At 68.8% G+C, this 26,765-nt stretch carries 23 protein-coding genes and 4 pseudogenes; 18 read left to right on the top strand and 9 right to left on the bottom strand.

The genetic code is table 11. The annotated features are described in order from the left end of the window. Positions 1–280: 280 nt before the first annotated feature. Positions 281–1,276 (bottom strand): ArsR family transcriptional regulator, encoded by a 996-nt coding sequence (locus ACFZDC_RS22975; protein WP_391326554.1) that lies wholly within the window; start codon positions 1,274–1,276, stop codon positions 281–283. Between the two features lie 78 nt (positions 1,277–1,354). Here ACFZDC_RS22975 and ACFZDC_RS22980 point away from each other — a divergent pair, with 78 nt between their 5' ends. Further along, positions 1,355–2,545: an MFS transporter gene (locus ACFZDC_RS22980; RefSeq protein ID WP_391326556.1), complete on the top strand. Its 1,191-nt coding sequence runs from the start codon at positions 1,355–1,357 to the stop codon at positions 2,543–2,545. On the opposite strand, the pseudogene ACFZDC_RS22985 reads toward ACFZDC_RS22980, so the two are convergent. Beyond that, a pseudogene (locus ACFZDC_RS22985) lies at positions 2,493–3,317 on the bottom strand (slipin family protein); the annotation flags it as partial. The gene ACFZDC_RS22980 and the pseudogene ACFZDC_RS22985 sit on opposite strands and share 53 nt — an antisense overlap. A gap of 153 nt (positions 3,318–3,470) precedes the next feature. Further along, entirely contained in the window at positions 3,471–3,881 is a 411-nt protein-coding gene (locus ACFZDC_RS22990) for a VOC family protein (RefSeq protein WP_391326558.1), read from the bottom strand. Between the two features lie 273 nt (positions 3,882–4,154). Here ACFZDC_RS22990 and ACFZDC_RS22995 point away from each other — a divergent pair, with 273 nt between their 5' ends. Further along, the gene (locus ACFZDC_RS22995) at positions 4,155–4,229 is read left to right on the top strand and encodes a 50S ribosomal protein bL37 (protein ID WP_099504217.1); all 75 of its coding nucleotides are present in this window, start codon (positions 4,155–4,157) and stop codon (positions 4,227–4,229) included. Between the two features lie 53 nt (positions 4,230–4,282). Here the strand turns inward: ACFZDC_RS22995 and ACFZDC_RS23000 are convergent, their stop codons facing one another. After that, complete coding sequence (locus tag ACFZDC_RS23000; protein ID WP_391326560.1) at positions 4,283–5,341, bottom strand: substrate-binding domain-containing protein; 1,059 nt, start codon at positions 5,339–5,341, stop codon at positions 4,283–4,285. Between the two features lie 149 nt (positions 5,342–5,490). Between ACFZDC_RS23000 and ACFZDC_RS23005 the strand changes: the two genes are divergently transcribed. The 9 genes from ACFZDC_RS23005 to ACFZDC_RS23045 all read left to right on the top strand — a co-directional run bounded on the left by ACFZDC_RS23005 (position 5,491) and on the right by ACFZDC_RS23045 (position 14,090). Then, positions 5,491–6,618 (top strand): substrate-binding domain-containing protein, encoded by a 1,128-nt coding sequence (locus ACFZDC_RS23005; protein WP_391326562.1) that lies wholly within the window; start codon positions 5,491–5,493, stop codon positions 6,616–6,618. Between the two features lie 128 nt (positions 6,619–6,746). Next, positions 6,747–7,781: an ABC transporter permease gene (locus ACFZDC_RS23010; RefSeq protein ID WP_391326564.1), complete on the top strand. Its 1,035-nt coding sequence runs from the start codon at positions 6,747–6,749 to the stop codon at positions 7,779–7,781. Continuing rightward, positions 7,778–8,560 carry an ATP-binding cassette domain-containing protein gene (locus ACFZDC_RS23015; protein WP_391326566.1) on the top strand — a complete coding sequence of 261 codons (783 nt, stop codon included), beginning with the start codon at positions 7,778–7,780 and terminating at the stop codon, positions 8,558–8,560. Before ACFZDC_RS23010 ends, ACFZDC_RS23015 begins: the two co-directional genes overlap by 4 nt. Then, positions 8,561–9,688 carry an aldose 1-epimerase gene (locus tag ACFZDC_RS23020; RefSeq protein WP_391326567.1) on the top strand — a complete coding sequence of 376 codons (1,128 nt, stop codon included), beginning with the start codon at positions 8,561–8,563 and terminating at the stop codon, positions 9,686–9,688. Next, positions 9,661–9,870, top strand: coding sequence for a hypothetical protein (locus tag ACFZDC_RS23025; RefSeq protein ID WP_391326569.1), 210 nt, complete (start codon positions 9,661–9,663; stop codon positions 9,868–9,870). Before ACFZDC_RS23020 ends, ACFZDC_RS23025 begins: the two co-directional genes overlap by 28 nt. 248 nt (positions 9,871–10,118) lie before the next feature. Then, entirely contained in the window at positions 10,119–10,484 is a 366-nt protein-coding gene (locus tag ACFZDC_RS23030; RefSeq protein WP_391326571.1) for a hypothetical protein, read from the top strand. A 175-nt stretch (positions 10,485–10,659) separates the two neighbouring features. Further along, positions 10,660–11,667, top strand: coding sequence for a DUF1259 domain-containing protein (locus ACFZDC_RS23035; RefSeq protein ID WP_391326573.1), 1,008 nt, complete (start codon positions 10,660–10,662; stop codon positions 11,665–11,667). Then, positions 11,664–12,869: a cytochrome P450 gene (locus ACFZDC_RS23040; protein WP_391326574.1), complete on the top strand. Its 1,206-nt coding sequence runs from the start codon at positions 11,664–11,666 to the stop codon at positions 12,867–12,869. Before ACFZDC_RS23035 ends, ACFZDC_RS23040 begins: the two co-directional genes overlap by 4 nt. Positions 12,870–13,355: 486 nt before the next feature. Continuing rightward, on the top strand, positions 13,356–14,090 hold the full coding sequence (locus ACFZDC_RS23045) for a carbonic anhydrase (RefSeq protein ID WP_391326576.1): 735 nt from the start codon (positions 13,356–13,358) through the stop codon (positions 14,088–14,090). Positions 14,091–14,384: 294 nt separating this feature from the next. Here the strand turns inward: ACFZDC_RS23045 and ACFZDC_RS23050 are convergent, their stop codons facing one another. Together ACFZDC_RS23050 and ACFZDC_RS23055 are read right to left on the bottom strand one after the other, a co-directional pair. Continuing rightward, entirely contained in the window at positions 14,385–16,910 is a 2,526-nt protein-coding gene (locus tag ACFZDC_RS23050) for an ABC transporter substrate-binding protein (RefSeq protein ID WP_391326578.1), read from the bottom strand. Between the two features lie 279 nt (positions 16,911–17,189). Further along, a pseudogene (locus ACFZDC_RS23055) lies at positions 17,190–17,306 on the bottom strand (ATP-binding protein); the annotation flags it as partial. 252 nt (positions 17,307–17,558) lie between these two features. On the opposite strand from ACFZDC_RS23055, the pseudogene ACFZDC_RS23060 reads away from it, so the two are divergent. The 6 genes and pseudogenes from ACFZDC_RS23060 to xerC all read left to right on the top strand — a co-directional run. Further along, positions 17,559–18,630 (top strand): annotated as a pseudogene (locus ACFZDC_RS23060) (NADH:flavin oxidoreductase/NADH oxidase). 58 nt (positions 18,631–18,688) lie between these two features. Continuing rightward, a complete protein-coding gene (locus ACFZDC_RS23065; RefSeq protein ID WP_391326580.1) occupies positions 18,689–19,075 on the top strand; it encodes a TraR/DksA C4-type zinc finger protein in 387 nt (128 codons plus the stop codon). A 677-nt stretch (positions 19,076–19,752) separates the two neighbouring features. Further along, entirely contained in the window at positions 19,753–20,439 is a 687-nt protein-coding gene (locus tag ACFZDC_RS23070; protein WP_391326582.1) for a nucleotide sugar dehydrogenase, read from the top strand. Positions 20,440–20,656: 217 nt separating this feature from the next. Next, positions 20,657–20,872, top strand: coding sequence for a hypothetical protein (locus ACFZDC_RS23075; protein WP_391326584.1), 216 nt, complete (start codon positions 20,657–20,659; stop codon positions 20,870–20,872). Between the two features lie 65 nt (positions 20,873–20,937). Beyond that, positions 20,938–22,335 (top strand): glycosyltransferase, encoded by a 1,398-nt coding sequence (locus ACFZDC_RS23080; protein WP_391326586.1) that lies wholly within the window; start codon positions 20,938–20,940, stop codon positions 22,333–22,335. Between the two features lie 39 nt (positions 22,336–22,374). Then, a pseudogene (gene xerC, locus ACFZDC_RS23085) lies at positions 22,375–22,815 on the top strand (tyrosine recombinase XerC); the annotation flags it as partial. On the opposite strand, the gene ACFZDC_RS23090 reads toward xerC, so the two are convergent. Beyond that, the gene (locus tag ACFZDC_RS23090) at positions 22,806–23,372 is read right to left on the bottom strand and encodes an ABATE domain-containing protein (protein ID WP_391326920.1); all 567 of its coding nucleotides are present in this window, start codon (positions 23,370–23,372) and stop codon (positions 22,806–22,808) included. The pseudogene xerC and the gene ACFZDC_RS23090 sit on opposite strands and share 10 nt — an antisense overlap. A 204-nt stretch (positions 23,373–23,576) precedes the next feature. On the opposite strand from ACFZDC_RS23090, the gene ACFZDC_RS23095 reads away from it, so the two are divergent. Further along, on the top strand, positions 23,577–24,200 hold the full coding sequence (locus ACFZDC_RS23095) for a LysE family transporter (RefSeq protein WP_391326588.1): 624 nt from the start codon (positions 23,577–23,579) through the stop codon (positions 24,198–24,200). Between the two features lie 233 nt (positions 24,201–24,433). On the opposite strand, the gene ACFZDC_RS23100 is transcribed toward ACFZDC_RS23095, so the two are convergent. Both ACFZDC_RS23100 and ACFZDC_RS23105 read right to left on the bottom strand, forming a co-directional pair. After that, positions 24,434–26,026 (bottom strand): protein kinase, encoded by a 1,593-nt coding sequence (locus ACFZDC_RS23100; protein ID WP_391326922.1) that lies wholly within the window; start codon positions 26,024–26,026, stop codon positions 24,434–24,436. Positions 26,027–26,110: 84 nt separating this feature from the next. Further along, positions 26,111–26,623 (bottom strand): ATP-binding protein, encoded by a 513-nt coding sequence (locus ACFZDC_RS23105; protein ID WP_391326590.1) that lies wholly within the window; start codon positions 26,621–26,623, stop codon positions 26,111–26,113. Between the last annotated feature and the right edge of the window lie 142 nt (positions 26,624–26,765).

The raw sequence follows: 26,765 nt of genomic DNA on the forward strand, positions 1-26,765 counted from the left end.
ACCGGCACCTGCACCACCTGCCACCGCCCCCTGCCCAGAACATCCACCACCGCCCAAAACCCGAGAGCCAGAGCAACCTAACGGAGTCCTACTAGCGCTGTGACTGGAAAGGTTCACCGGCTCGCGACGCCCGGCACGGCACCTCGCCGCGTTGTCGCATCACCCGAGTACATCCCGTACGCGGGCGATGCTCCGCCTTGCGAGGCTCCCCCACTGCCTGAACGGCGTGGGAGGTGCCCCCAGCACCGGACGCCGCGAGCTTTCCGGCAAACCTTCCCGGTCACAGCACTAGCCCGGCCGGGTCACCGGTCCCCTGCCCGGCCTCGACCAGCACCTGCCCCGCCGCCGTCCGGGTGTACAGCACCGACCGCCCCGCCCGCCACCGCTCCACCAGCCCGGCGTCCCGCAGCACCTTCAGATGCCGCCCCACCGAGCCCAGCCCCTGCCCGGTCACGGCTGTCAGCTGGGTGGTGCTCAGGGGCGAGCCGAGCAGGACCAGCACAGCCGCCCGGCCCGGCCCGAGCAACGCGCTCAGACCGGCCGGCACCGCCCGGTCGCCGTCCCCGGCGAGCACACCGGTGCACGGATAGACCACGGCGTACCGCTCCCGCTCCTCCCAGGCCACCCACCCCACCCGCTGCGGGGTCACCGGAACGAAGACCAGCTCGGCGCCCGAGATCTCGCGCGGCGGATACTCGTGCAGATTGATCTGGAACCGGTTGTCCCCCAGCCACCGCGTCCCGCCCGGCCGCAGCGAGTCCAGCACGCTCACCCAGCCGCCCCGGCTCACCTGCGCGGTCCGCGCCACCACGTCCGCCTCCAGCACCCGCCGACGCCGCTCCCAGTCCGGCCGTACGGTCACCTCCCACACCCACTCCAGCAGTGCGGCCGCCCGCTCGGGCAGGTCGTCCCGGTCCAGTACGGCGGGCAGCGGACCGGCGACGGAGAGGCGCAGATGGGCGCGGGCGTCCGAGGGGCGGGCGGCGCGCACGCGGGCGATCTCGTCGGCGAAGCCCTCCCCGTCGCGAGGCGTGGGGGTGAGGAAGTCGGCGATCCAGTCCCGGCCCAGCCCCGCCCGCACCAGCCGCGCCGTCACCGGGTCGGCTCCGAGCAGCGCCCGGTAGCCCGGCAGATGGGCGCGCAGCCAGGCCCGCTCACCGTCGTGCGTGCCCGCGCCCGCGTGCAGCAGCTTCAGGCCGGCGAAGGTCTCGGCGAGCGGCGAGACCACGAACCGGCTGCGGGCCAGCGTGTCCGCGTTGAGCTGCCACCACCCCACGAGCACCTCCCCGCACGACCTTTCGCGTGACGGCGAAACAATAACGGGGCACTTCCGGACCGGCCGAGACTCCGGGGCATGCCCAGCTACCGATCCCTTTTCCGCACCCCCGAGTTCACCCCGCTGTTCCTCGGCGCGGGCGCCCAGACCGCCGCCCAGACCGTGGGCGGACTCGCCCTCGGCACCCTCGTGTACCGGGCCACCGGCTCCCCGCTGCTGTCGGCGGTGAGCATGTTCGGCCCGTCCCTGGCCCAGGTGCTGGGTGCGACCTTCCTGCTCTCCGGCGCCGACCGCCTGCCCCCGCGCACGGCCCTGTCCGCGATCGCGCTGACCTTCGCGGCCGGTACGGCGGTCCAGGCGCTGCCCGGCCTGCCGACCGGCGCGCTCTTCACCGTCGTACTGCTGCTGGGCCTGGTCGCCGCGCTGGGCGGCGGGGTCCGCTGGGGCCTGCTGAACGAGATCCTCGCCAAGGATCGCTACCTGCCCGGGCGTTCGCTGTTCAACATGATGAACGGGCTGATGCAGATCACCGGCTATGCCACCGGCGGCGCCCTGCTGACCGCGCTCTCCCCGCGGACCTGCCTGCTCCTCTCGGCGGCCCTGTACCTGACCGCCGCGCTGGTCGTGCGCCTGGGCCTGACCGCGCGCCCGCCCCGGGCCGCCGGACGCCCCTCGCCGGCGGCGACCTGGCGCACCAACGCCCTGCTGTGGTCGGCCCGCCCGCGCCGCCTCACCTACCTGGGCCTGTGGCTGCCCAACGGCCTGGTCGTCGGCTGCGAGTCGCTCTACGTGTCCTACGCCCCCGGCGCGGCCGGCACCCTGTTCGCGTGCGGGGCGCTGGGAATGTTCGCCGGTGACGTGACGGTCGGCCGCCTGCTCCCACCGGCCGTACGCGCCCGGCTCGCCACGCCCCTGCTCCTTCTCCTGGCGACGCCGTACCTGCTGTTCTTCACCCATCCGCCGCTGCCCGTGGCGGCGGTGTGCGTGACTGTGGCCTCCGCCGGCTTCGGCGCGGGCCTGGTCCAGCAGGAACGGCTCATGGCCCTGACGCCGGACGAACTCGCCGGTCACGCCCTGGGCTTGGACTCGGCGGGCAGGCTGACCCTGCAGGGCGTGAGCGCGTCGCTGGCCGGAGCGGTGGCCCAACTCACCACTGCGGCCTGGGCGATGACGGCCATGGCGGCGGCCTCGGTGTCCGTGACCGTCTCCCTGGCTACGGCTGGTCGGCGTTCTCCCGCGGCTGCTGAGCCGGCACGCTCTTCGCGCTGAGGTCGGCACCGATGTGCTGTGCGGCCCGGTCGAAGTACCGCAGCAACTCGACCGGGAACGGCATCACGAGCGTGGAGTTCTTCTCGGCAGCGACCTCGACGACGGTCTGCAGGAGACGCAGCTGCATGGCCTCGGGCGTGTCGGACATGATCCGCGAGGCGTTGGCGAGCTGCTGAGCGGCCTGGAACTCACCGTCCGCGGTGATGACCCGGGCCCGCCGCTCCCGCTCGGCCTCGGCCTGCCGGGACATGGACCGCTTCAGCGACTCGGGGAGCTGTACGTCCTTGATCTCGACGCGGTCGATGTGGACGCCCCACCCGGCGGCGGGACTGTCGATCATCAGGGCCAGCCCCTCGTGCAGCCGCTCCCGGTCGCTCAGCAGATCGTCCAGGTCGCTCTTGCCGATGATCGAGCGCAGCGAGGACTGGGCGACCTGGCCGACGGCGAAGACGTAGTCCTGCACCTCGATGGCCGCCCGCAACGGGTCGGTCACCCGGAAGTAGACGACGGCGTCGACCTTCACCGACACGTTGTCCTTGGTGATGCCCTCCTGGGTGGGCACCGGCATGGTCACGATCTGCACGTTCACCTTGCGCATCCGGTCGGCGAACGGGATGAGGAAGGTGATCCCGGGCTGCCGGTGGGTCGGCAGGGCCTTGCCCCAGCGGAACACCACCCCGCGCTCCACCTGGTTGACGACCCGCATGCCGCTCTTCAGCACGAGCAGCAGCAGCGCGGCCACGACCACCACTGCGACGACGGTGCCTTCCATGGCACTCCATTCTCCGACGCGACTTCCGCCTGCCCGGACGTCCTGATCCGGACAAGGGGGAGGACACCACGGCAGGGCGCGACGGATGCGTTCGAAGCGTCAGGGAAGCGTAAAGAAACAGCATCCAGGGGAGAGAAAACCGGAAAGGCCCTCTCACGCGGCCAGGTTCAGTTGCCAGGAGACACCGAACCGGTCGTTGACCCAGCCGAACTTGGGGCTGAACCCATAGTTCCCCAGCGGCATGAGCTCCGTGCCCTGCTCCGCGAGGGCCGCGTAGAGGCGGTCGATCTCGGCCTCGTTCTCGCATTGCACGAAGAGCGAGATTGCGGGTGTGAAGGTGAAGTCGTGTGTCGCGGGGCTGTCGATGCACATGAATTGCTCGCCGGCGAGCGAGAACGTCGCGTGTTGCACGCTCCCCTCCTCGCCGGGACCGTCGGCGCCGTATCGGGTGATGCCGACGACCTCGGCGTCCTCGAAGAGCGAGACGTAGAAGGTCATCGCCTCCTCGGCGTTGCCCTCGAACATCAAGAACGTGGTGATCTTCTGTGACGTCACGATCTCCATGCCGCTTGCTCCTTCGGCGCTGTCAGCCAGTCGACGCGTGGCTACGGTAACGCCGAGACCCTCCGACTCCCGTGATCCACCGCCGCCCCCCTGTGGTGACCGTGCCGAGACCCGTGAGGCGGGAGGAGGGTCGGGGCCAGGCTGCGGCGGAGCGGCTGCCAGGGGATGCGGATGCCCGCGCCGACGCCCCAGCGGCACCGCTGATGCGGACACCCGGGGCCGAATCTAGACTGGCGAAGGCGTAGAAGATCCCGAATTAGGGAGATGTGCACCATGGCCAAGCGAGGGAACAAGCGGCGCGGCCGTAAGAAGAAGAAGGCCAATCACGGCAAGCGTCCCAACGCCTGAGGGCTTCGCCGATGACGGTCACGGACGGGGGCAGCCTCGTGGCTCGCGTCGCTTCAGTCATGGCGGGGGCCTCCGGCTGCGATCTCGCCGGAGCCCCGCTCGATCAGCCGGGTCGGCACCGTGACGGTCCGCGTGGGTGACTGGTCGCCGTCCAGTCTGCGGAAGAGCATCTCGGCGGCTGTCCGGCCCACCTGCTCGACGTCCTGGGCGATGACGGAGATCCCCGGGCTGAGGATGTCGGCCAGGGGGAAGTCGTCGAAGCCCACGTGGGCGACGGTGTCCTGCATCCCGAGGGCGCGCAGCGCTCGAACGGCCCCGATGGTGACCATGTTCTGGCTGGTGAACAGTGCCGTGGGCGGGTTCGGCAGCGCCAGGAGCTGCTCGGTGGCGGCGACGGCGGCCTCCTCGCTGGCCTCCGCGTGGCGGACGATCTCGTCGTCGAACGCGATGTGCGCGACTTCCAGGGCGTGCCGGTAGCCGTCGAAGCGCTGGGCGGCGGTGGGGATGGACGCCCGGTCGCCGAGGTAGGCGATGCGGCGGTGGCCGGCCTTCAGCAGGTGGTTGACGGCGGTGATGGCTCCCTGCCGGTTGTCGGAGACGACGGCGTCCGCGTCGAGCAGGCCGGCCTCGCGGTCGACGAAGACCATGCGGGTGCCGGAGCGTTGCTCGCTGATCAGGTAGCTCTGGTCGCGTCCCGCGGGGACGATCACGAGTCCGTCGACCCGGCGGTCGATGAGTTCCTGGGCCAGTTCCCGTTCGCGGGCCGGGTCCTCGTCCAGGCTGCCGACCAGCACCAGCACCCCGCGCTGCCGGGCCACGTTTTCGACGGTGCGGGTCAGGGCGGCCGAGAAGGGGTTGGCCGCGTCCTCGACGAGCATGCCGATGGTGGCGGTGCGGCCGTCACCGCGGCGCAGACTGCTGGCGGTGAGGTTGGGCCGGTAGCCCAGTTGGTCGGCGGCCTCGCGGACCCTGGCGGCGATCGCCGGATCGACGGTGGGGACGCCGTTGACGACGCGCGAGACCGTCTTGATGGCCACGCCGGCCAGCGCTGCCACCTCACGCATGGTGGGGCGGCTGCGGGTGGACCGGGGCGGCGGCTCGCCCTGAGTCATCGTTGTCTCCCAGCGTTTGCGCGTTACCTACTCGTTGCGGACGCATGTCTATCAGCGTCTTGACGCGCTCGTCCATACGGGCCCAGTATCCCGTCAAGTCAACGTTGTCTCACCGTCGGCCAAGGGACGGCTCCGAAAGGGATCAAGCCATGAACAGCTCCACCAGCCAGGCGTCGAGCCGCCGCAGTCGGCGTATCCGAGCGGCAGCGACAGGCATCTCCGTGTGCCTCGGCGCCACCCTCGCGGCCTGCGGTTCCTCCGACGCAGGCTCCTCCTCGTCCGCCTCCGGCGGCGGTGGGAAGGCCGGTGTCTCGCTGATCCTCAAGACGCTCACCAACCCGTACTTCGTCAGCATGGAGAAGGACGCCAAGACCCAGGCCGCCAAGGACAACGTGAGCCTCACCGTGGCCGCGGGCAACACCGACGGCGACACCCAGACCCAGATCACCGCCATCGACAACGCCATCTCGCGCGGCGACAAGGGCATCCTCATCACCACCAACGGCGACGCGGTGAACGCCGCGCTCAAGCGCGCCAAGCAGGCCGGCCTCTTCGTGATCGCCCTGGACACCGCGCCGAACCCGCCGAGCGTCGCGGACATCACGTACGCCACCGACAACGAGCAGGCGGGCAAGCTCGACGGCCAGTACGCGGCCGCCGCCCTGGACGGCAAGCCGGCGGTCATCGCCATGCTCGACCTGTTCAACAACCAGGTCGTCTCCGTCGACGTCAACCGCGACCACGGCTTCCTGGAGGGCATGGGCATCGGCCCCGGCAGCAAGACCGAGAACGGCAAGGAAGCCAAGAGCGGCAAGTACACCGGCGGCAAGGGCGGCAGCTACACCATCGTCTGCCACCAGCCCACCCAGGGCGCCATCGACGGCGGACGCACCGCGATGGAGAACTGCCTGTCCGCCAACCCGGACATCAACGTCGTTTACGCGATCAACGAGCCCGCGGGCGAGGGCGCCTACAACGCGCTGAAGGCGGCCGGTAAGGAGAAGAGCGTCGCGATCTACGCGATCGACGGCAGCTGCGCCGGCCTGAAGAACGTCACCAGCGGTGAGTTCGCCGCCGACGCCGTGCAGTACCCGGGCAGGATGGCCGCGCTCGGCGTCAGCTCCATCGCGAAGCTGGCCCGCGGCGGCAGCAAGCCCAGCGTGACCAACGGTAAGTCGTTCTACGACACCGGAACCGCGCTGGCCGCCGCCAAGTCCGTCGGGGGCCTGAAGGTCCAGTCCCCGTCGCAGGCCGCGTCCGCCTGCTGGGGCAGCTGACTCGGTGGGCCGGGTGCGACGCCGCGAGCCCGTTGCGGCACCGGCGTCGCACCCGCACCGCACGAGCCCGTAAGCCCGCAATGAAGGCCCGTACGAGGGCACGAGGGAAAGAAGCGGAAGGATCCCCTGTGACCACCCACGTGGACAGTCAAGCCACACCGGCACCGGCGGAGGAGTTCCTCAACCGGCCCGCCACGCCGGCCCAGCGCATCCACTCCGTACTGCACCGTCAGCCGGCGCTCAGCCCGGCCATCGTCCTGGTGCTCGCCGCAATCGTGTTCTCCCTGGTCAACGACCGCTTCTACGCGTTGCAGAACCTCTCGCTGATCGCCCAGCAGGTGGCCGTCATCGGCTCGCTCGCCGTCGGCCAGACCGTCATCATCCTCACGGCCGGCATCGACCTGTCCATCGGCGCGGTCATGGTGCTCGCCTCGCTGCTGATGTCGAAGCTCGTCGCCGACAACCACCTGCCGGGCGTGGTGGCCCTGCTCGCCGGGGCGGCCGTGGCCGTCGCCGCGCAGGCCGTCAACGGACTGCTGGTCACCAAGATCAAACTGCCGCCCTTCATCGTCACCCTCGGCACCCTCAGCGTCTTCACCGCGATCACGCTCATCTACGCCAAGGGCCAGACCATCTCGCTGCAGCCGGGCAACATCCTCATGTGGAGCGGCGAGACCGTCTCCCTGGGGCAGCTGAACCTGACCAACGGCGTCCTGCTCATGATCGCCCTGTACGCGGTGATCGGCTACGCGCTGCGCTACACGGCATGGGGCCGTCACCTGTACGCGGTCGGCGACGACCTCGAAGCCGCCCGCCTGGCCGGCATATCCGTCAACCGGGTTCTGCTGAGCGCCTATGTGGTCGGCGGTTTCGCCATCGCCGTGGGTGCCTGGATCCTGGTCGGCCGGGTCGGCGGCGGTGACCCCAACAGCGGCCTCAACGCCAACCTGCAGTCCATCACCGCCGTCGTCATCGGCGGCACCAGCCTGTTCGGCGGACGCGGCGTGGTGATCGGATCGCTGATCGGCGCGCTGATCGTCCAGGTCTTCGTCAACGGCCTCGCGCTGGCCGGCATCGACCCCAACTACCAAGTCCTCGCAGTCGGCGTCCTGGTGATCGCTGCTGTCTCCGTCGACCAGTGGATCCGGAGTGTGAAGTCGTGACGACCGCCACCGCCCCCGTTCTCGAAGCCAAGGGCCTGGTCAAGGTCTTCGGCAGGGTCGTCGGCCTGAACGACGTCGACCTCACCCTCCACCCCGGCGAGGTCCTCGCCGTCATCGGCGACAACGGCGCCGGCAAGTCCACCCTGATCAAATGCCTCTCCGGAGCCCTCGTCCCGGACCAGGGCAGCATCCTCGTCGATGGGAAGGAGGTGAACTTCAAGCGGCCGCAGGACGCCCGCGACGCCGGCATCGAGACCGTCTACCAGACCCTCGCCGTCGCCCCGGCACTGGACATCGCCAGCAACCTCTTCCTCGCCCGCGAGATCCGCCGCAAGGGCATCCTCGGCTCGGTGTTCCGCATGCTCGACACCGGTGAGATGAAGAAGCAGGCCGCCGACCACATCAAGCGGCTCGGCATCGGCACGCTGCAGAACATCAGCCAGGCGGTGGAGACGCTCTCCGGCGGCCAGCGGCAGTCCGTTGCCGTCGCCCGGACAGCGGCGTTCGGCGGCCGGGTGGTCATCCTCGACGAACCCACCGCCGCCCTCGGCGTCCGCGAGACCGGGCAGGTCCTCAAACTCGTCCGCGACCTGCGCGACCAGGGCCTCGGTGTCATCCTGATCAGCCACAACATGCCCAACGTCTTCGAGGTCGCCGACCGCATCCACATCCAGCGACTCGGCGCCCGCGCCGGGGTCATCACCCCGCAGTCGCACTCCATGGAGGACGCGGTCGCCATCATGACCGGGGCGAAGAAGCTCGTCCCGGAAGCGGGCTGAGTGGCGGGCGGGACGGCCGCCGAGTATCGGATCGCCGAAGGCGGCCTCGGCGGTGAACCCACGGTGACGGTTTCCGCGCCGGACGGTTCCGGGCGCGTCACCGTCGCCCTGCGCGGGGCGACGCTGCTGAGCTGGCAGGCCGGGCGCGGAGCGGACGGGCAGCCGAGGGAGTTGACGGACGGCTACCGCGGCGAGGCGGAGCTGCTGGCACAGGACGGCGTACGGGCCGGCCTGCTGGCCCCGTTCCCCAACCGGGTCGCCGACGGCCGCTACCGCTACGGCGGCCACGACCACGACCTGCTGCCCGGCCACCACTCCGACCGTCTGATCTACCACGGTTTCGCTCGGGAGGCGCCGTTCGAGCTGAGCAGCGCCGCCGTGACGGCCGACTCCGCGCGGCTGCTCCTGCGCAGCACGAGCATCAGACCGGGCAGGTACCCCGGTTACCCGTTCGCCGTGGACCTCGCGGTGGAGTACACCGTCAGCGATCGCGAGGTGGGCATCGAGCTCTGTGCGACGAACGTGGGCGACACCACCGCCCCCTATGCGGCGGGCTGGCACCCCTACTTCACCCTCTCCCGACCCATCGACGACCTGGTCCTGCACATCCCGGCCCACACCCTGATCCGCACCGACGCGTCCCTCGTCCCACTCCGTGGCGGGGACGCCCTCACCTGCCTCGACCGGTGCCCCGGCATGGACTTCCGCGTGCCGAGACGGCTGGGCGACGCCGTCATCGACGCCTGCTTCGCGGGCCTGTCCCCGGGCCCCGGCGGGCGGGCCGAGACGGTGCTGACCGACCCGGCGACCGGTGAGGGGCTGCGGGTGTGGCAGTACGGCGGGTACCTGCACGTCTTCACCGGCGACACCCTGGCACGCGACCGCCGGGCCTCCATCGCGCTGGAACCCGTCGAGGCCACGACCGACGCCTTCAACCGCCCCGGAACACGCCCCCGCCCTGGCCCTGGAATCCGGCCGACAGCGGGCATTCCGCTTCGGCGTCACGTACCTGCCCCCCACGCACTGAGCTCGCCGCCGAACCGGTGCGATGCGATGCGGCGCCCGTTTGCGGCTCGGCCGAGCGCGCGCGATGGCTTGCCTTGCGCGGACCGCCGGTTCTCGTCCTGATCGCCGGTCCCACCGGCACGAGCGGTCTGCCTCCGGTCAGCTCGCAGACCAGCCCTGGCGCCATCGCAGGCGGCTCCGGCGCCCAGTACTTCCTCGGCGACTTCGACGGCACGCACTTCACCGCCGACGACAGCGGCACGTACACCGCCCCGCGCGGCACCGTGCTGCAGGACTTCGAGTAGCGAGGCCCTGCCGGCCTGGTCGGCCGAGTCCACGGAGCAACTGCTGAGCGCACTGCGGGAGGCCCGCCCGGACCGCGGTTGCTGGACCGGGGGTGTCACGGGCCTGCTGCATTGGCATCACCGGCGTCACTGGGTCGGGGGACTGCGCCACCGGCTGCCGAGCCGGATGCCCCGGATAAGTGTGACTATCACTCAAAGGTGACGTGACGGCTCCAGACCGTCACCACGGCTGGCAGGAGGACCAATCGATGCACCTCACTCTCAAGCGCCTTCTCGGCGCTACCGCGGCGGTGGCCACAGGCGCCACGGCCCTGCTCGGCACCGGCGCCGGCCCGGCCGGCGCCGCCGACCGCGTGCACTGCGACCGCGCCGAACGGCCCATATGGAGCGAAGGGCCCAGCCGCAACATGACCGGCCACCGCTGCAGCCTGCCGACCGACGAGCACCGCTGGTACACCGTCGAGATCGACACCCTCGTACAGCCCCACCACAAGACGGACTACCTGAACGGAGAGGTCGACCGGACCGAGACCCTGCACCACAGAACCGTCAGGTGCCTGGGCTACACATCCGAGAACGGCACGGTGAACTGGTTCGGCTGCCCACCCCGCTGACACACCCGCCGAGGGCTCCCGTGCCGACGCCCCACAGACCGGCTTCGGCCTGGTCCCCGCCGGCCCGCGGCGGTCCGAAGGCGGCGGTCGGTTAGCCCGCCTGGCGGGATGCGACTGTGGCGGTCACCCATCCACGGGGTCTCCAGTGCTTCCATCGCGCCAGGAGGCATATGACATGGCTGACGACCGACAGCAGCACACCCGCTCCCCACTCACCGCGTCCCGGCGCCGCGTCCTGACAGCGGCCGCCCTTGCGCCCGTACTCACCGGTGTGCCGACCGGGGCCCGTGCCCTGTCCGCCGGACCGGAGGCCAGGACACGGGCCCTGGTCCAACCGGTGATGACCAAGCTGGCGGACTGGGCGGCCGTGGGCCAGGCTCTCGGCCGGCCCGGTGACATGAGGCGGTTCATGTACCACACCGCCTTCCCGCGCTGGGACCTCAGGGTCTTCTCCCACGGCATCCTGATCGACCCCGCGCTCGCCCTGGGCACGCACGTGTCCTTCGTCCGGTACGCCGACCACAGCACGCTCTTGATGGGCGACGCCGTGGTCAGCGAGCGCGAACTGCAGGGCTTCATCGACGTCTTGCAGGAGCACGGGATCATGCAGACCGCCATCCACAAGCACCTGCTTGCCCACAACCCGGATGTCTGGTGGGTTCATCTGCACGCCCACGGCCACGATCCCGTCACCGTCGCCCGCGGTCTGCGCGCCGCATTCGACCGCACCGGCACCCCGCCCGCCCGACCCGCCACCCCCTCGCCGCCGGTCAACCTGGACACCGCCTCGATCGACGCTGCCATGGGCGTCAAAGGCGCCGCCGACGGCAAGATCTACAAGTCCACCTATGTCCGCCGTGAGACCGTCGCCGACGGCCCTGTGATGCTGCCTCCGGGACTTGGCTCCACCACCTCCGTCAACTTCCAGCCGCTCGGTGGCGGAAGGGCCGCCATCAGCGGTGACCTGGTCATGATCGCGAACGAGGTCCAGCCCGCCCTCGTGGCCCTGCGACGCGGCGGCGTCGAACTCGTCGAGGTGCACCACCACAACCTCACCGACGAGCCACGACTGTTCTTCGTCCACTACTGGGCCGTCGGCGATGCCGTCAGGCTCGCCAAGGCCATTCGCCAGGCCGTGGACACCACCAACGTCGTACCCATGCCCGGAGGAGCCGGCCAGTGACCGCGGACCACGAGACAATCAACTGCCCCTTCGACTACAGCGAAGCCCTAGAGTTCGACCCTGCACTCGCGGACCTGATGCAACGCGATTCCCCCGCACGCATCCGGCTTCCCTACGGTGATGCGGACGCCTGGCTGATCACCGGCTTCGACTCCGTCAAGCAGGTGACCACCGACCAGCGGTTCAGCCGGGCGGGCATCATCGGCCACGACTACCCCCGGATGACGCCGGAGCCCATCGTCTCGCCCGAATCGATCAACGTGATGGACCCGCCGCTCAGCAGCCGCGTCCGGCACCTGGCCTCGCAGGCCTTCACCCAGCAGCAGGTCGACGGCATGCGGCAGCGGATCACCGAGCTCGCGGACCTCCTGCTGGACGACATGGAGAAGAAGGGACCGCCGGCGGATCTGGTCCAGCACCTCTCCAACACGCTTCCCCAGCACACCGTCCTGGACCTCCTCGGCATCGAACGGCAGGAATGGCCCCGGATCGAGGCGTCCTTGCACCAACTGCTCGTCGTCGGTGCGGGCACCAAGGAGGCCGCCGCCGGCGCCAAGGCCGATCTGACGGCCTACTTCGCCAAACTCGTCGAACAGCGCCGCCACTCACCCGGCCCGGACCTCATCAGCGCGATGGCCGCGGCGCGGGAAGGCGAGGAACAGCTCGATGACAGGGAACTGGCGGTCATGGCGCTGATGCTGGCGCTCAGCGGCCAGGACACGGCGACCTGCCAGATCAGCAACATCACATACCTGCTCCTGACACGTCCCGAGCTGATGAAGCATCTGAGGCACCAGCCCGAGAGCCTGACCGACGTCCTGCACGAACTGCTCCGCTGGATCCCGTTCCGCAAGGGGGTCGGGATCCCACGGGTGGCTCTAGAGGACGTGGAACTGGACGGTGCGAGGATCCGGGCAGGCGACTTCGTCCACGTGTCGTACCTGACAGCCAACCGAGACCGGGAGCGCTACCCGGACCCCCACGTCATCGACCTCGACCGCCCCAGCGTCCCGCATATGACCTTCGGCTGGGGCGGACACCGATGCATCGCGATGCCGTTGGCCATGGCGGAGCTCGAAGTGGCCATCGGGTGCCTCGTGGAGAGATTCCCCGACCTGCGGCTCGCGGTGCCACCGGAGGAGGTCCGCTGGGACACGGAGACGATCAGGCGCTTTCCGCTGGAGCTGCCGGTGGCTTGGTAGGAACGCCGGAATCGCGCCGGGCCTCGAGGGGTGGATGAGCCACAGGGGCCGACTGCTCAGGAGGAGGCGCCCCCATCGTGGGTGCCCGCCCGCGCTGATGCCAGAAGGCGGATGGCACAGGTCCCGGACCATGATCGGTCCGAGGCCTGTGCGCTGGTGCCCCCGGCAGGATTCGAACCTGCGACACCCGCTTGAGGAGGGAGGCTGGGGCGTCGGGCCAGTGCCCTGCCCCGCAGCCCCTCACCGCCACACCCGGGCTGTGAGCAACACTCTGCAAACTCACGCGGGGGTCTGGCTTCTTGCGTCGTTTGAAGATGCGCGCCTCGCACAGAAGGCCTTCACCCGGCCGCCGGACGGATTCTGTGGGCCGTCTGCGGGAAAGCGGCCCTCACCTGCTTGTGCCTGTGGTCCGGCTTCCTCACTGTGTTGAACAATCGCCTGGTCATGGCGCACGTACGCGTCTCGGCGGATGGAGGGGAACGACCGATGGCCGCAGCGGAACGCCCGAATCGCAGGGCCCTGCTCGCTGGTGGACTCGCCGTCTCCACGGCCGCGCTTGCGGGGTGCTCATCGACGAGTGCCACCCCATTGACGACCAGTGCTTCGCCGGAAGTGAATCCGACAACGCCCGCCGCAGCATTCGCAAGGCTGATGGATGGCAACAAGCGATGGGTGAGCGGAGACCTTCGACATCCCGATCGGGATCCGAGCCGTCGCCAGTTCGTAGCCCAGGCGCAGAAGCCGTTCGGGTCGATCCTCTCCTGCATCGACTCCCGGGTGCCGCCTGAACTTCTCTTCGACACCGGGCTGGGTGACCTGTACGTGATGCGCACCGGAGGAGAGGCAGTCGAGCCGGTGGTCACAGGTTCCGTGGAGTACGGGCCCATGACGAGTGGCACTCCGCTCATCGTGGTCCTCGGGCATCAGCGGTGCGGAGCCATCGAGGCGGCGTACAAGTCTCTGCATGGTGGCAAGCCGCTGCCGGGCAACCTCGACGCGATCGTCAAGGCTCTGCGCCCGGCGTACGAACAGGCAGTCAAGGAAGGCGGTGCCGACCCGGTCGAGACCATGGCCCGCGCGCAGGCCAAGCTGACCGCCGCCGACCTGCGCTCCAACCAGGACCTGGGCCCACTCGTAAGAAAGGGCAGCCTTGCCGTGGTCGGCGCCTACTACTCCCTCGACACCGGGAAGGTAGAAGTCCTGGATGGCTCGCCTTCCTGACCGGCCGACTGAGCCGGACGTGTATGTGCCAGGCCGTTGATGATCAGCCCGGTCGAGACGGGTTTGATCGCGCAGGCCTCCTTCTTCTCGTCCTGGGTCTTGCCGGGGATCTTGGTGACCTGCGTCGTCCCTGTTCAGGGGCAGTGGGTCCGTGCGACTGGCGGCCATGGTCGGTCGTCGTCGGCCACTGTTGCGCGGCCTCGGACGGCCCAGAGACGGCCCGGCATCGGCGCGCTCGGCTGACGCCGATGCCTTCGGCACGACCCGTGCTGGACCTCGGCCGACGACAGTCAGTCACGCTCGTCCCTGGGACAGGGGAAGGTGTCGGGAGGGGTGCCCCACTTCGCGGGGTTCTGCCGGTCGGGCAGGACTCCGCAGCTGAGCAGTGTGGCCGTGATTCCGCTCGGTTGGGCGATCTCGCGGATGAAGACCGCCTTGTCGGGCGGGTATTTGTTCTTGCCGTCCAGTTGCAGCACGCCCGAAGCGCCGGGGTACTGGGACACCCCATGGGCGGTGAGCCACAGGAAGGTCGTTGGGCTTGACTTCGTGGGTGGTCGGTAGCAGGTCCTCGATGACCTTGCTGACCACACCCACGGTGTCGAAGCCGCCGGCGGCGTCCGCATCCGCGCTGCGTCCGCCGAAGACAGTGGCGAAGTCCTGGGCGAACTGGGCATAGGGATCCCGGGAGTCCGGGGTGGGGGCGTTCGTCGTCTCGTAGAAGAGTGTCATGTACGGGTGGGCGCGCGCCGTCTGTCCGGGATGAAGCTGGAAGTCGATGGGGGAGCTCTCGGTGATCAGCGGGATGGTCGTGCCTTCCGGGGGCTGGCACTGACCGCCCGCACTCTGCATCGCGTTGAGGAGGCTGGGGAGCACACCGGATCGGGCGAGGTAGACGACGATCCCGTGCGTCGCGGCGACCTTGTTGCACACTTCGCTCGCGATGTCCTCCGGCGTGGTCGCCCCGGGCTTCTCGCTGTACTTGATCTCGTCGATACCGCCGTGTCGGCGGTAGGCGGAGACGAACAGGTTCTTGAGGTCCGTGCTGAACGCCGTGTCGGTCGGGTCGTACACCACCACGGCGTGCGGGGTGCCGCTGGTGAGTTCGCGGACCGCGGGAGAGTGGCGGATGAAGTCGGCGAGGACCGAGGCGACTCGCCCGTCGGGCGCCGAGATCTGGAAGTACCGCTGCGGCGAGTCGGGGCCGACCATGGTGCTGCCGGACACACCGTTCGCGATGACCGGGATGCCGGCCTGGTCGAGTTCCCGGACCGCGTTCAGCGACTCGGGACGGCTCTGGGTGATGCCGATGACCGCGGCGATGTGGTCCTGCCGCTGACGGCTGATGATCATCTGTGCGACGTCCGGGTCCGTCGGCGCCGCGGCGCTGTGTGCGCCGTACTGGAAGTACTGGCCGGTGTTGGCGATGAGCAGGCGGATCGGCATCTTGTTCTGGCGGACCTCGGTGTTGAGCCTGTGCTGCTGGGCGATGGCGCCGCGCAGGATCTGCAGGCCGATCGGCGGGTCGTCGTACACGCCCTTCTGCAGACTCAGGGGAGCGAGGAAGACCAGGGTGCGGTAACGCCCGTCCGGGATCTGGGCGTTCTCCTTCGCGACCTGGTGCTCCAGGTCCCGCAGCTCCCTTCCGCGGTCTCCCTGTACGCCCAGATCACATTGGCTGCCGTCGGTGACGCCCACGCGCTCACCGGTCTTGACAGTGACGCATGAGGGAGGTGCGGGGGGCGGAGTGGGCCAGAGGTAGTGCGGGGCCAGGAGGATGCCCGCGGTCGCCGCGGCCATGACGGGCAGAGCGGCCGGACGCAACCAGTCGAGTGGGTGGTCCCGGCGAGCCATGACGCCCCAATGGGTGTCGATCTTCGTCTTGGCCGTGCCCTCCGTGTCGTCCTCGGCCGGCAGCGTGACCAGGCGTACCGGCTCGTCACTGCCCTCGTTGAGGAACGTGAAGACCTTGTCGGCAATGCCATTGGGCCGGTCGGGGTCGGCGCCCAGCGGCGCAGCGTAGTCCGGAGGCGGACCCGCGCAGGCGGCCAGGACGAGCAGCGGCTTGGACGGATGGTCACCGGCGAGCTCCTCGAACGTGCCGAGGAACGCGCGGCCGGGGCCGTCCGCGTCGTCGATCTCGGGAATGAGGACGACGAAGGACCACCGGCGCCGTGCCCACAGATGACTCAGCCAGGTCCTTCTTCGGGTCGCTTTCCGCAGATCGGTGAGCAGCGCGCGCAAGAGGATACGTCGCACGCGCGGATCCTCCCTGTCCAGCTCGCCGTCCTGACAGAAGGCGAGCGCGGCGTCCAGGAAGCAGGTCGCGTTCGCTTCGTCCGCGACCCAGCGCAGGCCCCAGTGCCGCAGGTGGAACCGGTAACAGAGCTTGGGAAAGCCGACGACCAGGGCTGCCACGAGTCCCTGCAGCCAACCGGTCAGGAGATGCTGACCCAGGAAGTCCGCGAGGCGAGCACAGGCACGCAGCGTTTTCCGCCTTTTCAGCAACGCTGCATACAGGTCATCGAGGATCGGCTGCTGCTGGGCCTGGAAGTCGCCCGCGCCGCGTTCGGAGTCCAGTACGGCCCGGCAGGTGTGAAAGGCCGGCAACCGCAGTCTCCCCGACGGCATGGTGAGCTGGAACCGCAGTCCGACTCGGTCGATCGCGGCAAGGAAGCCTCCGCCCAGCTCCGCGTCGTCGACCACGGCGTGCGGTACCTGGAAGTGAGGGTTGCCCCGCCGTCGCGACAGCCGGTGCTCGTACTCCCGGACCATGAAGGCCGGTGCCCGGACATCGCCGCCATCCTGCCTGGTGAGGACCAAGGCAGGCATCTTCTCGGCCCGGGACCGCGTGGCCGCGAAGGTGTCGAGCTGACGTATGAGGCGGTCCGACCACCTGGGGTATCGCGGGGCCGAGTCCGCGGGCGTAGGAAAGTTGGACACGCAGTTCCTCCCTCGGGGAAGCAGGGTGGCCAACATGCCATGAAAGGCAGGTGTGAAAATGCGCTATATCTGCCACTGACGCCTAATGAGTGATTCGGAGCGTTTCCGAGGCGACGGATGGCAGAACCGCGAGGGGGAGGAACGAGCTTCTCGCCGCGGAAGCGAGAAGCGACAGGCGGGCGTTTCAGAGTGGCTGGGGTCGTAGGTCACCTCACCGCCGACGGCGCGGGCCAGGCGTCGTGCGAGCGGAAGCCCCAGGCCCGCGCCGTCGTGTCCGGGCCTCGTTCAGGGGGGTGCCGCAGATGGTGCGACGTCGTCGGTGGTACGCCGCCTCACCCGGACCACGGCCCGGGACCGCCACGTGCCGGGACATCCGCGCGGGTGAGCACCCCTGGCCGTGGTTGTGCCCCGAGCGGCCGGGTACTCGGGTGCACCCACCGTGAGGGGCGCCCCGGAGCCCAGGCCGTCACGGCTCGACGGCAGCGGGGCACCGGTCGTCCCACATCCATCCCTCCTGCGAGGCCTCCGATGAGCCGTCTCTTCTCGCCACTGACCCTCCGCGGCACGACGTTTCCGAACCGGGCCTGGGTGGCCCCCATGTGCCAGTACAGCTCGGTCGACGGCTATCCGCAGGACTGGCATCTGGTCCATCTCGGCTCCCTGGCACGCGGCGGGTCCGGCCTGGTCATGCAGGAGGCCACGGCAGTGGAACCCGAGGGCCGGATCACCCCTTCCGACGCCGGCATCTGGGATGACGGGCAGGCCGCCGCGTACAAGCGGATCACCGACTTCGTCCACGGGCAGGGGGCCATTGCCGGCATCCAGATCTCCCATGCCGGCCGTAAGGCGTCGACGGAACCGCCCTGGGAGGGCGACGGGTACGTCGAACCGGAGGCCGGAGGATGGCAGACGGGTGGCACCGTCACCGCTGCCGTTCGGCGACTGGCCGGCCCCACGGGAGCTCGGCGCGGACGACATCCGCGCTCTGGTCCGGGCCTTCGGCGAGGCCGCCGCGCGGGCGCTGTCCGCCGGCTTCGAGGTCCTGGAGATCCACGCCGCGCACGGCTATCTGCTGCACCAGTTCCTGTCACCGCTGTCCAACCACCGCGGCGACGAGTACGGAGGCGATCTCGACGGGCGCAGCCGTTTCCTCGTCCAGGTCACCGACGCCGTACGGGCGCACTGGCCGGAGGACCACCCGCTGTTCGTACGCTTCTCGGCCACGGACTGGGCCGACGGCGGCTGGACCCCGGAGGAGACGGTCGAGCTGTCGCGGCACCTGGTGGCCCACGGCGTCGATCTGGTGGACATCACCAGCGGCGGGCTCGTCCACAACGCCCGTATCGAAGTGGAGCCCGGCTACCAGGTGCCTTTCGCCCGAGCCGTCCGCGAGGGCGCGGCCCTGCCCGTCTCCGCGGTCGGCCTGATCACCGCACCGGAGCAGGCCGACCAGATCCTCGTGGACCGCTCGGCCGACGCGATCATGCTCGCGCGCGAACTGCTGCGCAACCCGACCTGGCCGCTCCGGGCGGCCTACGTGCTCGGTGACGACGTCCCGTGGCCGAAGCAGTACCAGCGGGGCCGCCTACGTCATCGCTGAGGCCGTCGTCGCCCGAGCACCCGGGAATTCGGCGAAAGGCAAAAAGGTTTCCTCCGATATGAGCGATTCATGCGGCAATGCCGCCTTTTCCGCACCCGAGAGCGAGTCGATGCGTGCGCTGCTCGCGGCCGACCGTGTCGGCACGCTGCGGCAGATATCCGCCCTGAGCCGTGAGTTCGAAGGGATCGTCGAGGCGAACGCACTGGTGGCCATTGACGACGAGCACGACCCGGAGGGGGCGAGCACGGCCTTCGAGCGGGCGCACGTCGCCGCCCTGCTGTCCCAGGCGCGCGAGCATCTGAACGATCTCGATCACGCCTTGGAGCGGTTGGAGAGAGGCGACTATGGGCGCTGCGAGCAATGCGGTGAGCCGATCCCGACGGAGCGCCTCGAAGTTCGCCCGGCGGCGAAAACCTGCGTGCGCTGCGCATCGGTAGCTCGTTGAAGCGTGCACGGTTGAGGACGCGACACGGGCGCGCGCTCTCCGGAGACCGTTCGCGGTCACGGTAAGCGGGTTGCAGGGCGACGTCGGTGGGTCTCAATGGGCGAGTCAAGACCAGTCTTCTTGCCCTCGGTCTTGCCGGGGATCTTGGTCAGCTGCGTTTTGGCTGCTCAGGAGCAGTTTGGTTCATGCGCCTGGTGGTCGTCGTTGGTCGTCATGGGCCGCTGTCGAGCAACTTCGGACGGCCCGGGGACGCCCCGCTCCGGGGTCTGAGTAGGCGGCCCGCCGGTCTCAAGAGGCACTGCGCTGTCCCGCGAGGCGGACCGAGTGCGGGTCTGCCGGTGGGAGGGCCTTCGTAGCGGCACGCACGGCATGCCGAGGTACCCGAGCGCGCCGAGGCACCCGCCTGGGACCGTGTGGTCCGACGAGTCCCAGTTGGCCGGACGGCAACGGTGGGGTTGCATCCAATAGGCTTTTATAACGATAGGGATACGCGCGTGAAGGAGTTGTGCAAGGTGAAAGCGTCGTGTGGATAGTCTTCTGGCGAGACGTCAGTTACATGCGTCTCAAGACGAGGCGTGAGTTATCGGCGGATTGAGGGGGGCCTCGTACCGCCGATACCGGGCAGGGGGCCCGACAGCCTCGGCAGCCAGTGGGGAGCTGGCCAGAAACTCAGGGGAATGGGGACAGTGAAACACTTAGTCGTGGCCGGACAGGGCTACGTCGGGCTTCCACTTGCGGTGGAGGCGGTCAGGTCGGGATACAACGTCGTGGGGTACGACGTCGACGAGCAGAAGATCGCCAGCCTGAAACGCGAAACCTCATACATAGCGGATATCAACTCCGAGACGATTTCGGAAATCCTCCGGACGAACCGCTACACCCCCTCCTCCCACGGCCGGGAGATGAGAGGGTTCGACATCGCAATCATCACGGTTCCGACTCCACTCCGAGATGGCGACCCAGACCTGTCCTGCATAGAGAACGTTGCCGAAACAGTCGGACGGTTCCTCGAAAAGGGTCAGCGCCAGACAGTCGTCCTGGAGTCGACCACATACCCCGGGACCACCAGGGACGTGCTCATCCCGATCCTGGAACGTGTCTCAAAGCTGACCGCCGGCGTCGACTTCCACGTCGGCTTCAGCCCCGAGCGGATCGACCCGGGAAACAAGACCTGGGCCTTCCGCAACACTCCAAAGATTGTCTCGGGGTTGGGTGACGAATGCCTGCGCAAGGTCAGTGAGTTCTACAGCTCGGTGTGCGACAACGTCGTACCCGCCAAGGGGCTGGAAGAGGCTGAGCTGGCGAAGGTCATGGAGAACACCTTCCGTCACGTCAACATCGCACTTGTCCCGACGTCGCTGTGATCGTCACCGATCACAGCGACATCGACTACGAGAAAGTCGTCCGAAGCTCAAAGTCGGTTTTGGACACGCGGAACGTTGGTTGCCTCGCCGACAACGTAGAGCTGCTCTGAACCGAGCAGCCAGGTATACGAGACGGGGTCGCCTTCCGGGGCCAAACCCGTCACATCGTGAGCGCACAATCACCACTTACCCGTCACCACCACTTGGGGGTTTTCGTATGTCTGGACGCGCGCAACTTGCGCAAACCGGTCTGCCCGTGCTCGTCCTGGGCGGCGTCACCATCCCGTTCGGTCTGTACCTGGCCCTTGCCGTCACCGTCGCCGCTCTCGGCGTCATACTCTTCTTGAAGTTCGGCTGGCGCCGTCACCTCACGGCCGGCCAGTTGGCTTCCGCGAAGGGCGTCGCCACCGAGTCTCGTCGGCACGGTAAGTGAGCAGAACACGCCGCCCCTCGGTGCTCACAGCCCATCAGCACCGGTCGGCAACCGTCCTGATGGGCATGATCATCCTCATCATGCTCGCCGGGTGGGCCACGCACCACACCATGGCGGTTCTCGCCACCGACCCAGCGACGCGGAGTCGCGCCACCTTCGTATTCTCTGGCCTGTTCCTGATTTTCGTTATCCAGACGCTGCTGTACCACCTGGAACGAGCCCCGAGAATGACGCCGCGTGTCGCTCGGCGCCTCAACGGGCTGCACGCGGCAGTCCTCGTACCCGCCTACAACGAGGACCCCGGATATCTCAAACTGGGCCTCCAGGCGTTCCTCGCTCAAACCCGTCTTCCGGACTCCGTCCACATTGTCGACGACGGATCCACGAGCACGGACTACGCCGAGGTGCGGACCTGGTGGGAACGTGCTGCTGCGGAGAAGGGCGTCGCCACCACCTGGCAGCGCGTTCCCAACGGGGGCAAGCGCAGCGCCCAAGCCCACGGGGTTCGCGTCAGTCCCGACGCGGACATCTACGTCACGTGTGACTCCGACAGCTGCTTCGCTCCTACCGCCCTGGAGAACCTCCTCACTCCGTTCTCACGGGCCCGGGTGCAGTCCGTTGCCGGAGTCGTGGTCGCCACGAACAACCGAGCGAACTGGTTCGTACGGATCATGGACCTTTGGTTCACCGTCTGCCAGCTCGTCGACCGTTCAGGGCAGTCGGCCGTCGGCGCCGTCATGGTCAACTCCGGCGCTATCGCGGCCTACCGGGCGGGCGTCATCCGGGACAACCTCGAGGGCTACCTGAACGAGACGTTCATGGGGCGCGGGGTTGGTTTCTCGGACGACTCCATGCTCACTCTCTTCGCGCAGGAACGCGGCCTGACGGTGCAGCAGCCCCGCGCGATCTGTTTCACGGCCATGCCGGAGAAATGGTCGCACTTCAACCGCATGTACCTGCGGTGGATGCGGGGCTCGACCATCCGTTCCGTCTGGCGCATGCGCTACCTGTCGGCTCGGCGCCCCGCCTTTTGGCTGCACATCGTGCGCTGGGTGCAGATGATCCTCACCCAGGCCATCACGGCGTGGCTGCTGATTGCGGAGCCGATCGTCACCCGCAGGCCGCCGCCCGTCACGATGCTCGTCATCCCCGTCCTCATCGGCTGGGCGCAGGGGCTGCGGTACCTCAGCATCATCCGCTCCGACGAACGGATTCGCTCGCGCATCCTCACCTGGCTGGCCATGCCCGTCGCCATTGCCATCGCGTGGACGGTACTGCGCTGGCATCGCTGGTACGGGGCTCTGACGTGCCTCAAAACCGGCTGGGGCACCCGCCAGAACGGAGCTGAGGTTTCCCTGGCAACAAGCGACACCTCAGCACCGACAGCGCCAAAGCTCTACGACCCGCTCGACGATTCCACATTGGAGATCAGCCAGTACCGGTCGATGTCCTCGACTTCTTGACCCGCCGCCGCGACATCGCCCGATGTTGTTCGCTTCCTGGTGCTGGTCTCCGCCGGGGTGTTCGCCACCGTGCCGGACGAGCTGGTGGGGCAATGCGAGCACATGCTGCCGCTCCCACCTGCTCGGTCGGCACACGGTTGGACCCGTGCACGACGCCGGCGGCAGGCACGTGACCGCGTCCTCCGCTCGGCGTTGTCGTCCGCCTGCCGCGAGGCATTGATCACGCGCAACGCCGCCAAGCTGGTCGAGCCGCCTCGCGCCGACAACCGGGAACTCAAGCCCTGGACCTTGGACGAGACGCTCGACTTCCTGGCCGCCTCCCGAAAGGACCCGTTGTACGCGGCCTTCGTGCTCGCCATCGCCATGGGCCTGCGACGGGGCGAGACCATCGGGCTCCGCTGGTCGGACCTCGACCTCGACAACCGTGTCCTGTACGTCCGGCAGCAGACCCAGCGCCGCCGGGGCGTCCTTTACGACGAACTATTGCGCTTGTTGGCGAGGAAGCGTGCCTTCTTCTCGCGATTTCCACACGTATTCATGTCGCACCACTTCCGTGTGCCGCCTCGGCTGGTGTCCAAGAAAGCGGCTCGGCACGTGGGCGATGCGCACAAGGAGATCTTTCCCTCGCGCTCTCCCGCAAGGAGACTGATCGCATCGGCGGCGATCACGCTGAGCGCATCTTCCACGGAAGAAGAGCTCAGCCGCCATTTCCGGCCGCCCTCGGACGTCAAGATAGCCGAGGCCAGACCCTGGGTGCTGCAGTCGTTGATGACCTGGACGGCTGAAGAGGGAAGCGGGTCCTGGTTTGCAACGGCCGTGGCAGCTGTATGGATTGATTCCCTTAGCTCTCGAGCCCGGTCGAGCTGGGACTGGGTGCAGGAGTCGACCGCGAGCCCATGGACTGCCAACCAGTCTGCGAGCCGAGAAGGTACAGGAATTCGCTCCAATGTTTCACCGTAACGCTCCGACAGGGTTCCCGTGAAGCTGGTCGCCAGTACTCTGCCCAGGCGAAACTCAGGGAAATAAACAGTAGCCACGGAACCACCTTAGCTGGTTGCCGCTCGAAGCGCAAACATGTTAGAACCGTCATAGGTGGTTCTGTGTCGACTCGGGGATCTCTGAAATCCCCCCAGGTCAGCAGCAGGTGTCCGGCCACCGACTGGGGCGACTCGGCGCGGATCGATCACTGCCGGTGTCGAGGGGCTCCTGGCACGCCACGCCAAAGCCGGAGGTGGTTGACGATGGTGGATTTAGCGGTACTGCCGAGCTACATTGCGGTGATCCTGCTCTTTCTCGCTCCGCCCGGGCCTGATATGGCCTACATGCTCGCAGTGGGCCTTGAAGGTGGTCGCCTGTCCGCGCTGAGAGCCATCCTCGGTATAGGCACAGGTATGAGTGTCTATGCCGCTGCCATCGTTGCCGGGATGGGAGAGATCGCCCGATCGCACCCATCGGTGCTTGATGCGGTGAGAATACTGGGTGCAGCGTATCTGCTGTGGTTGGCGTTCGTGACAATGCGAAGTGCGCGTCGTGCGGTGAACGGACACGGCGATATCGCGACAGGTAGGTGGTATCTGCGCGGAGTGTTAGTCAGTCTGACGAATCCGAAAATTATCCTCTTCTACCTCGCGGTGCTCCCGCAGTTCATAGGGAGTGCAGAGAATCCCGAATTGCAGATGACCGTTCTCGGTGCAATCAACGTCCTGATGGAGATAATTCTTTACGGGTGCATCGGAGTATTGTCGGGATTTTTTCACGCACGACTCACCGGCTCAATAAAAGCGACGGCTGTACTGAATTATGCTGCGTGTGCCGTTTATGTTGTACTGGCAACGGCGATCACTGTCGAGATTCTCCTGGCCTGAGAACTCCCAACGAAATGATCTTCGAGGTGGTGGGATCACTCGAGGAACGGTGATCGGGGGCGGGGTGGTTCGGCCGCTGCGGACCAGGACCAGACCATGACAACGTCGCTGCGGGCCCGGGCAGTCGGGGCGAACCGCTCATCCACAAGCAGGACGTCGGTGTGGGGCCGCCTGCCTGATGTCCTCGCGGGCCCCCGATGCCGGCGGAGCACAATGCACTTCTGGAGAACGGGTCAGGAAGCCGAACCGTCGAGGCCGAGGCGGATCACGGCGAGTGCCTCGGCGATCTCGACGGTCATCTCGTCGTCGGGGCCGAACACCATGCACATGTCCTGGTGGAGCGGTTCGAGGACCTGCCGGGCTTCGGCGGCCCTGCCCTGCGCGAGCAGCAGCATCCCGATGTTGTGCCGTAGCTCCACGGCTTCCTCGCTCACGTCGCTGTCGACGGCCCGCACGACGTTCAGCACGCCCTGGAGCGCGGCGAGCGCGTCGGTGACCTGGCCGAGTTCGGAGCGGCACCGGGCCGCCTGGGCGCGGCAGGCGCGGGCCTGCTCGCCGGTGGGTCCGGCGATGCGGGCGTACGCGTCGGCGAGGGCATCGAACTCGGGCAGGGCGGCCCGGTAGTCGCCGCCGAGGAGCCGGATCGCCGCCCGCTGGCGGCGCAGCGCCAGGACCTGCTTGCTCTCGGAGCCGAGAGCGAGGGCCGCGGGTTCGATGACCTCGCCGAGCACCTCGGCGGCCTGCGCGAACCGCTCCTCCTCCAGCAGGGCGTCGGATTGGGCGTACGCCTCCTTGATGTCCTCGCGCAGCCGGGCGGGGACGGGCACCGGCTGGGCCCCCGGGAGGACGGCTGTCGGCGCCGGACCACCGGGTGCGGGGGCCTGGGCGCGGGCGCGGGCGCGGGGAGCGAAAGGGTGACGGAACACGCCCGTCGGGTCGGGTGCGCCGGCCGGCCCGGCATCGGCCGTGCCGGGCTCCTGGCCAGGCGGCGGAAGGAACGGCAGCAGCCGCGCGTACACCTCCTGCGTGTCGGCGGGCCGCGCCTCGGGCGCCTTGCGCAGCAGGTGCAGGACCAGCTCCTCCAGCGCCTCGGGAACGTCGGGCCGCAGCTGTCGCAGCGGGGTGGGGGCGGCGTTGACGTGCTGGTACATCAGCAGGTACTCGCTCTCCGCCTCGAACGCGAGGCGCCCGCTGAGGAGTTCGTGCAGCACACAGCCCAGCGCGTACAGGTCGGTCCGCGGGGTGATGCGTCCGCCGCGGACCTGCTCGGGCGACATGTACTGGTGGGTGCCGATGGGGCTGCCGGTGGCGGTCAGTTTGGTGACGTCGGTGCGCAGAATCGCCGCGATGCCGAAGTCGAGGACCTTCACGGTGCCGTCACGTGCGACGAGGATGTTGCCCGGCTTGAGGTCCCGGTGGATGACCGGCACGTCGTGCGCGTACGACAGCACGGTCGCGACCTGCGCGGCGACGGCGGCCGCCCAGCTGACCGGCAGCGGCCGGCCGGGGTCGAGGTAGGCGGACAGCGGTACGCCGTCGACGAGCTCCATCACCAGGAACAGCCGCTCGTACGACGCGTCGAGCACCGCGTCGTACACCTGCGGCACGCCGGGGTGCTGGATGCGCGCGGTGATGCGGGCCTCGCGACGGAACCGCTTGGCGAACTCCTCGGCCAGCTCCGGGGAGGTGACCGACGCCTGCCGGATGAGCTTCACGGCGACGGGCCGGTCGAGCACGGCGTCGTAACCGCGCCACACGTCTCCCATGCCGCCGTGGCTGAGCTCCTCCAGGAGTTCGTAACGGTCGGAGATCGCCTCCTGCGGCACCTTGCCCCCGGTGTGCGGATGAACAGTCACTGTCAGGGGTCAAGTGTGACCGCTGCGTCGATCCGCCGTCCAGGGCTCGTGGTGCTACCTGGGCACGGTCGCGGCGGTGGACGACGGGCAGGAGGGTGCGGCGGCCGGTCGGCCTCCCGCCGGCAGGACGTACTCCGCCCAGACCGTCTTGCCGGGGCCGCCCCGGCGCGGGTGCCAGTCCCAGCGGTCGGCGAGGTGCTCCACCAGGAGCAGGCCGCGGCCGGTGTCGCCGAGGTCCGTGGGCGTCGCTACGACCGGTACGCCTTCGGTGCGGGTGTCGGTGACCTCGATCTGTACGGTCGTGGCGTCGCGGGCCAACGCGAGGTGGAAGTCGCGGCCGGGGACCCGGCCGTGCCGGACGGCGTTGGCGGCGAGCTCGGCGACGATCAGCGTCAGCGCGTGGTGCGCGTCGCAGTCGTACGGGATGCCCCAGGCGTCGAGCCGCTGCCCGGCAAGCCGCCGGGCGAGCCGCGCACCGCGCGGGGTGGAGCTGAAGCGCATCGCGAAGTGACCGGTGGGGCCGATGGGTTGACCGTTACGGGAAGGAGCGGCGATCTCGTTGTTCATGCCCTCAACGCTTCCGGCGGTGGCGTAGCGTGACCAGTGGTGACGCGCCGTCGCGTGCCGGTTGTACGTGACGGGGGCGGGAGGTGTACGAGGCGCGCCGCGTGACCGGCTCGGGGCGGGCGCGTTGGGCCGGGGAACGGGG

This window comes from Streptomyces sp. NPDC007905, assembly GCF_042959345.1.
In the GTDB taxonomy this organism is placed as follows: domain Bacteria; phylum Actinomycetota; class Actinomycetes; order Streptomycetales; family Streptomycetaceae; genus Streptomyces.

Bases quoted from the DNA above. Each gene is read 5' to 3' on its own strand.
- ACFZDC_RS22980 (WP_391326556.1), top strand. From the start codon at position 1,355: ATGCCCAGCTACCGATCCCTTTTCCGCACCCCCGAGTTCACCCCGCTG.
- ACFZDC_RS22990 (WP_391326558.1), bottom strand. From the start codon at position 3,881: ATGGAGATCGTGACGTCACAGAAGATCACCACGTTCTTGATGTTCGAG.
- ACFZDC_RS23000 (WP_391326560.1), bottom strand. From the start codon at position 5,341: ATGACTCAGGGCGAGCCGCCGCCCCGGTCCACCCGCAGCCGCCCCACC.
- ACFZDC_RS23005 (WP_391326562.1), top strand. From the start codon at position 5,491: ATGAACAGCTCCACCAGCCAGGCGTCGAGCCGCCGCAGTCGGCGTATC.
- ACFZDC_RS23030 (WP_391326571.1), top strand. From the start codon at position 10,119: ATGCACCTCACTCTCAAGCGCCTTCTCGGCGCTACCGCGGCGGTGGCC.
- ACFZDC_RS23035 (WP_391326573.1), top strand. From the start codon at position 10,660: ATGGCTGACGACCGACAGCAGCACACCCGCTCCCCACTCACCGCGTCC.
- ACFZDC_RS23045 (WP_391326576.1), top strand. From the start codon at position 13,356: ATGGCCGCAGCGGAACGCCCGAATCGCAGGGCCCTGCTCGCTGGTGGA.
- ACFZDC_RS23065 (WP_391326580.1), top strand. From the start codon at position 18,689: ATGAGCGATTCATGCGGCAATGCCGCCTTTTCCGCACCCGAGAGCGAG.
- ACFZDC_RS23070 (WP_391326582.1), top strand. From the start codon at position 19,753: ATGGGGACAGTGAAACACTTAGTCGTGGCCGGACAGGGCTACGTCGGG.
- ACFZDC_RS23075 (WP_391326584.1), top strand. From the start codon at position 20,657: ATGTCTGGACGCGCGCAACTTGCGCAAACCGGTCTGCCCGTGCTCGTC.
- ACFZDC_RS23080 (WP_391326586.1), top strand. From the start codon at position 20,938: ATGATCATCCTCATCATGCTCGCCGGGTGGGCCACGCACCACACCATG.
- ACFZDC_RS23095 (WP_391326588.1), top strand. From the start codon at position 23,577: ATGGTGGATTTAGCGGTACTGCCGAGCTACATTGCGGTGATCCTGCTC.
- ACFZDC_RS23105 (WP_391326590.1), bottom strand. From the start codon at position 26,623: ATGAACAACGAGATCGCCGCTCCTTCCCGTAACGGTCAACCCATCGGC.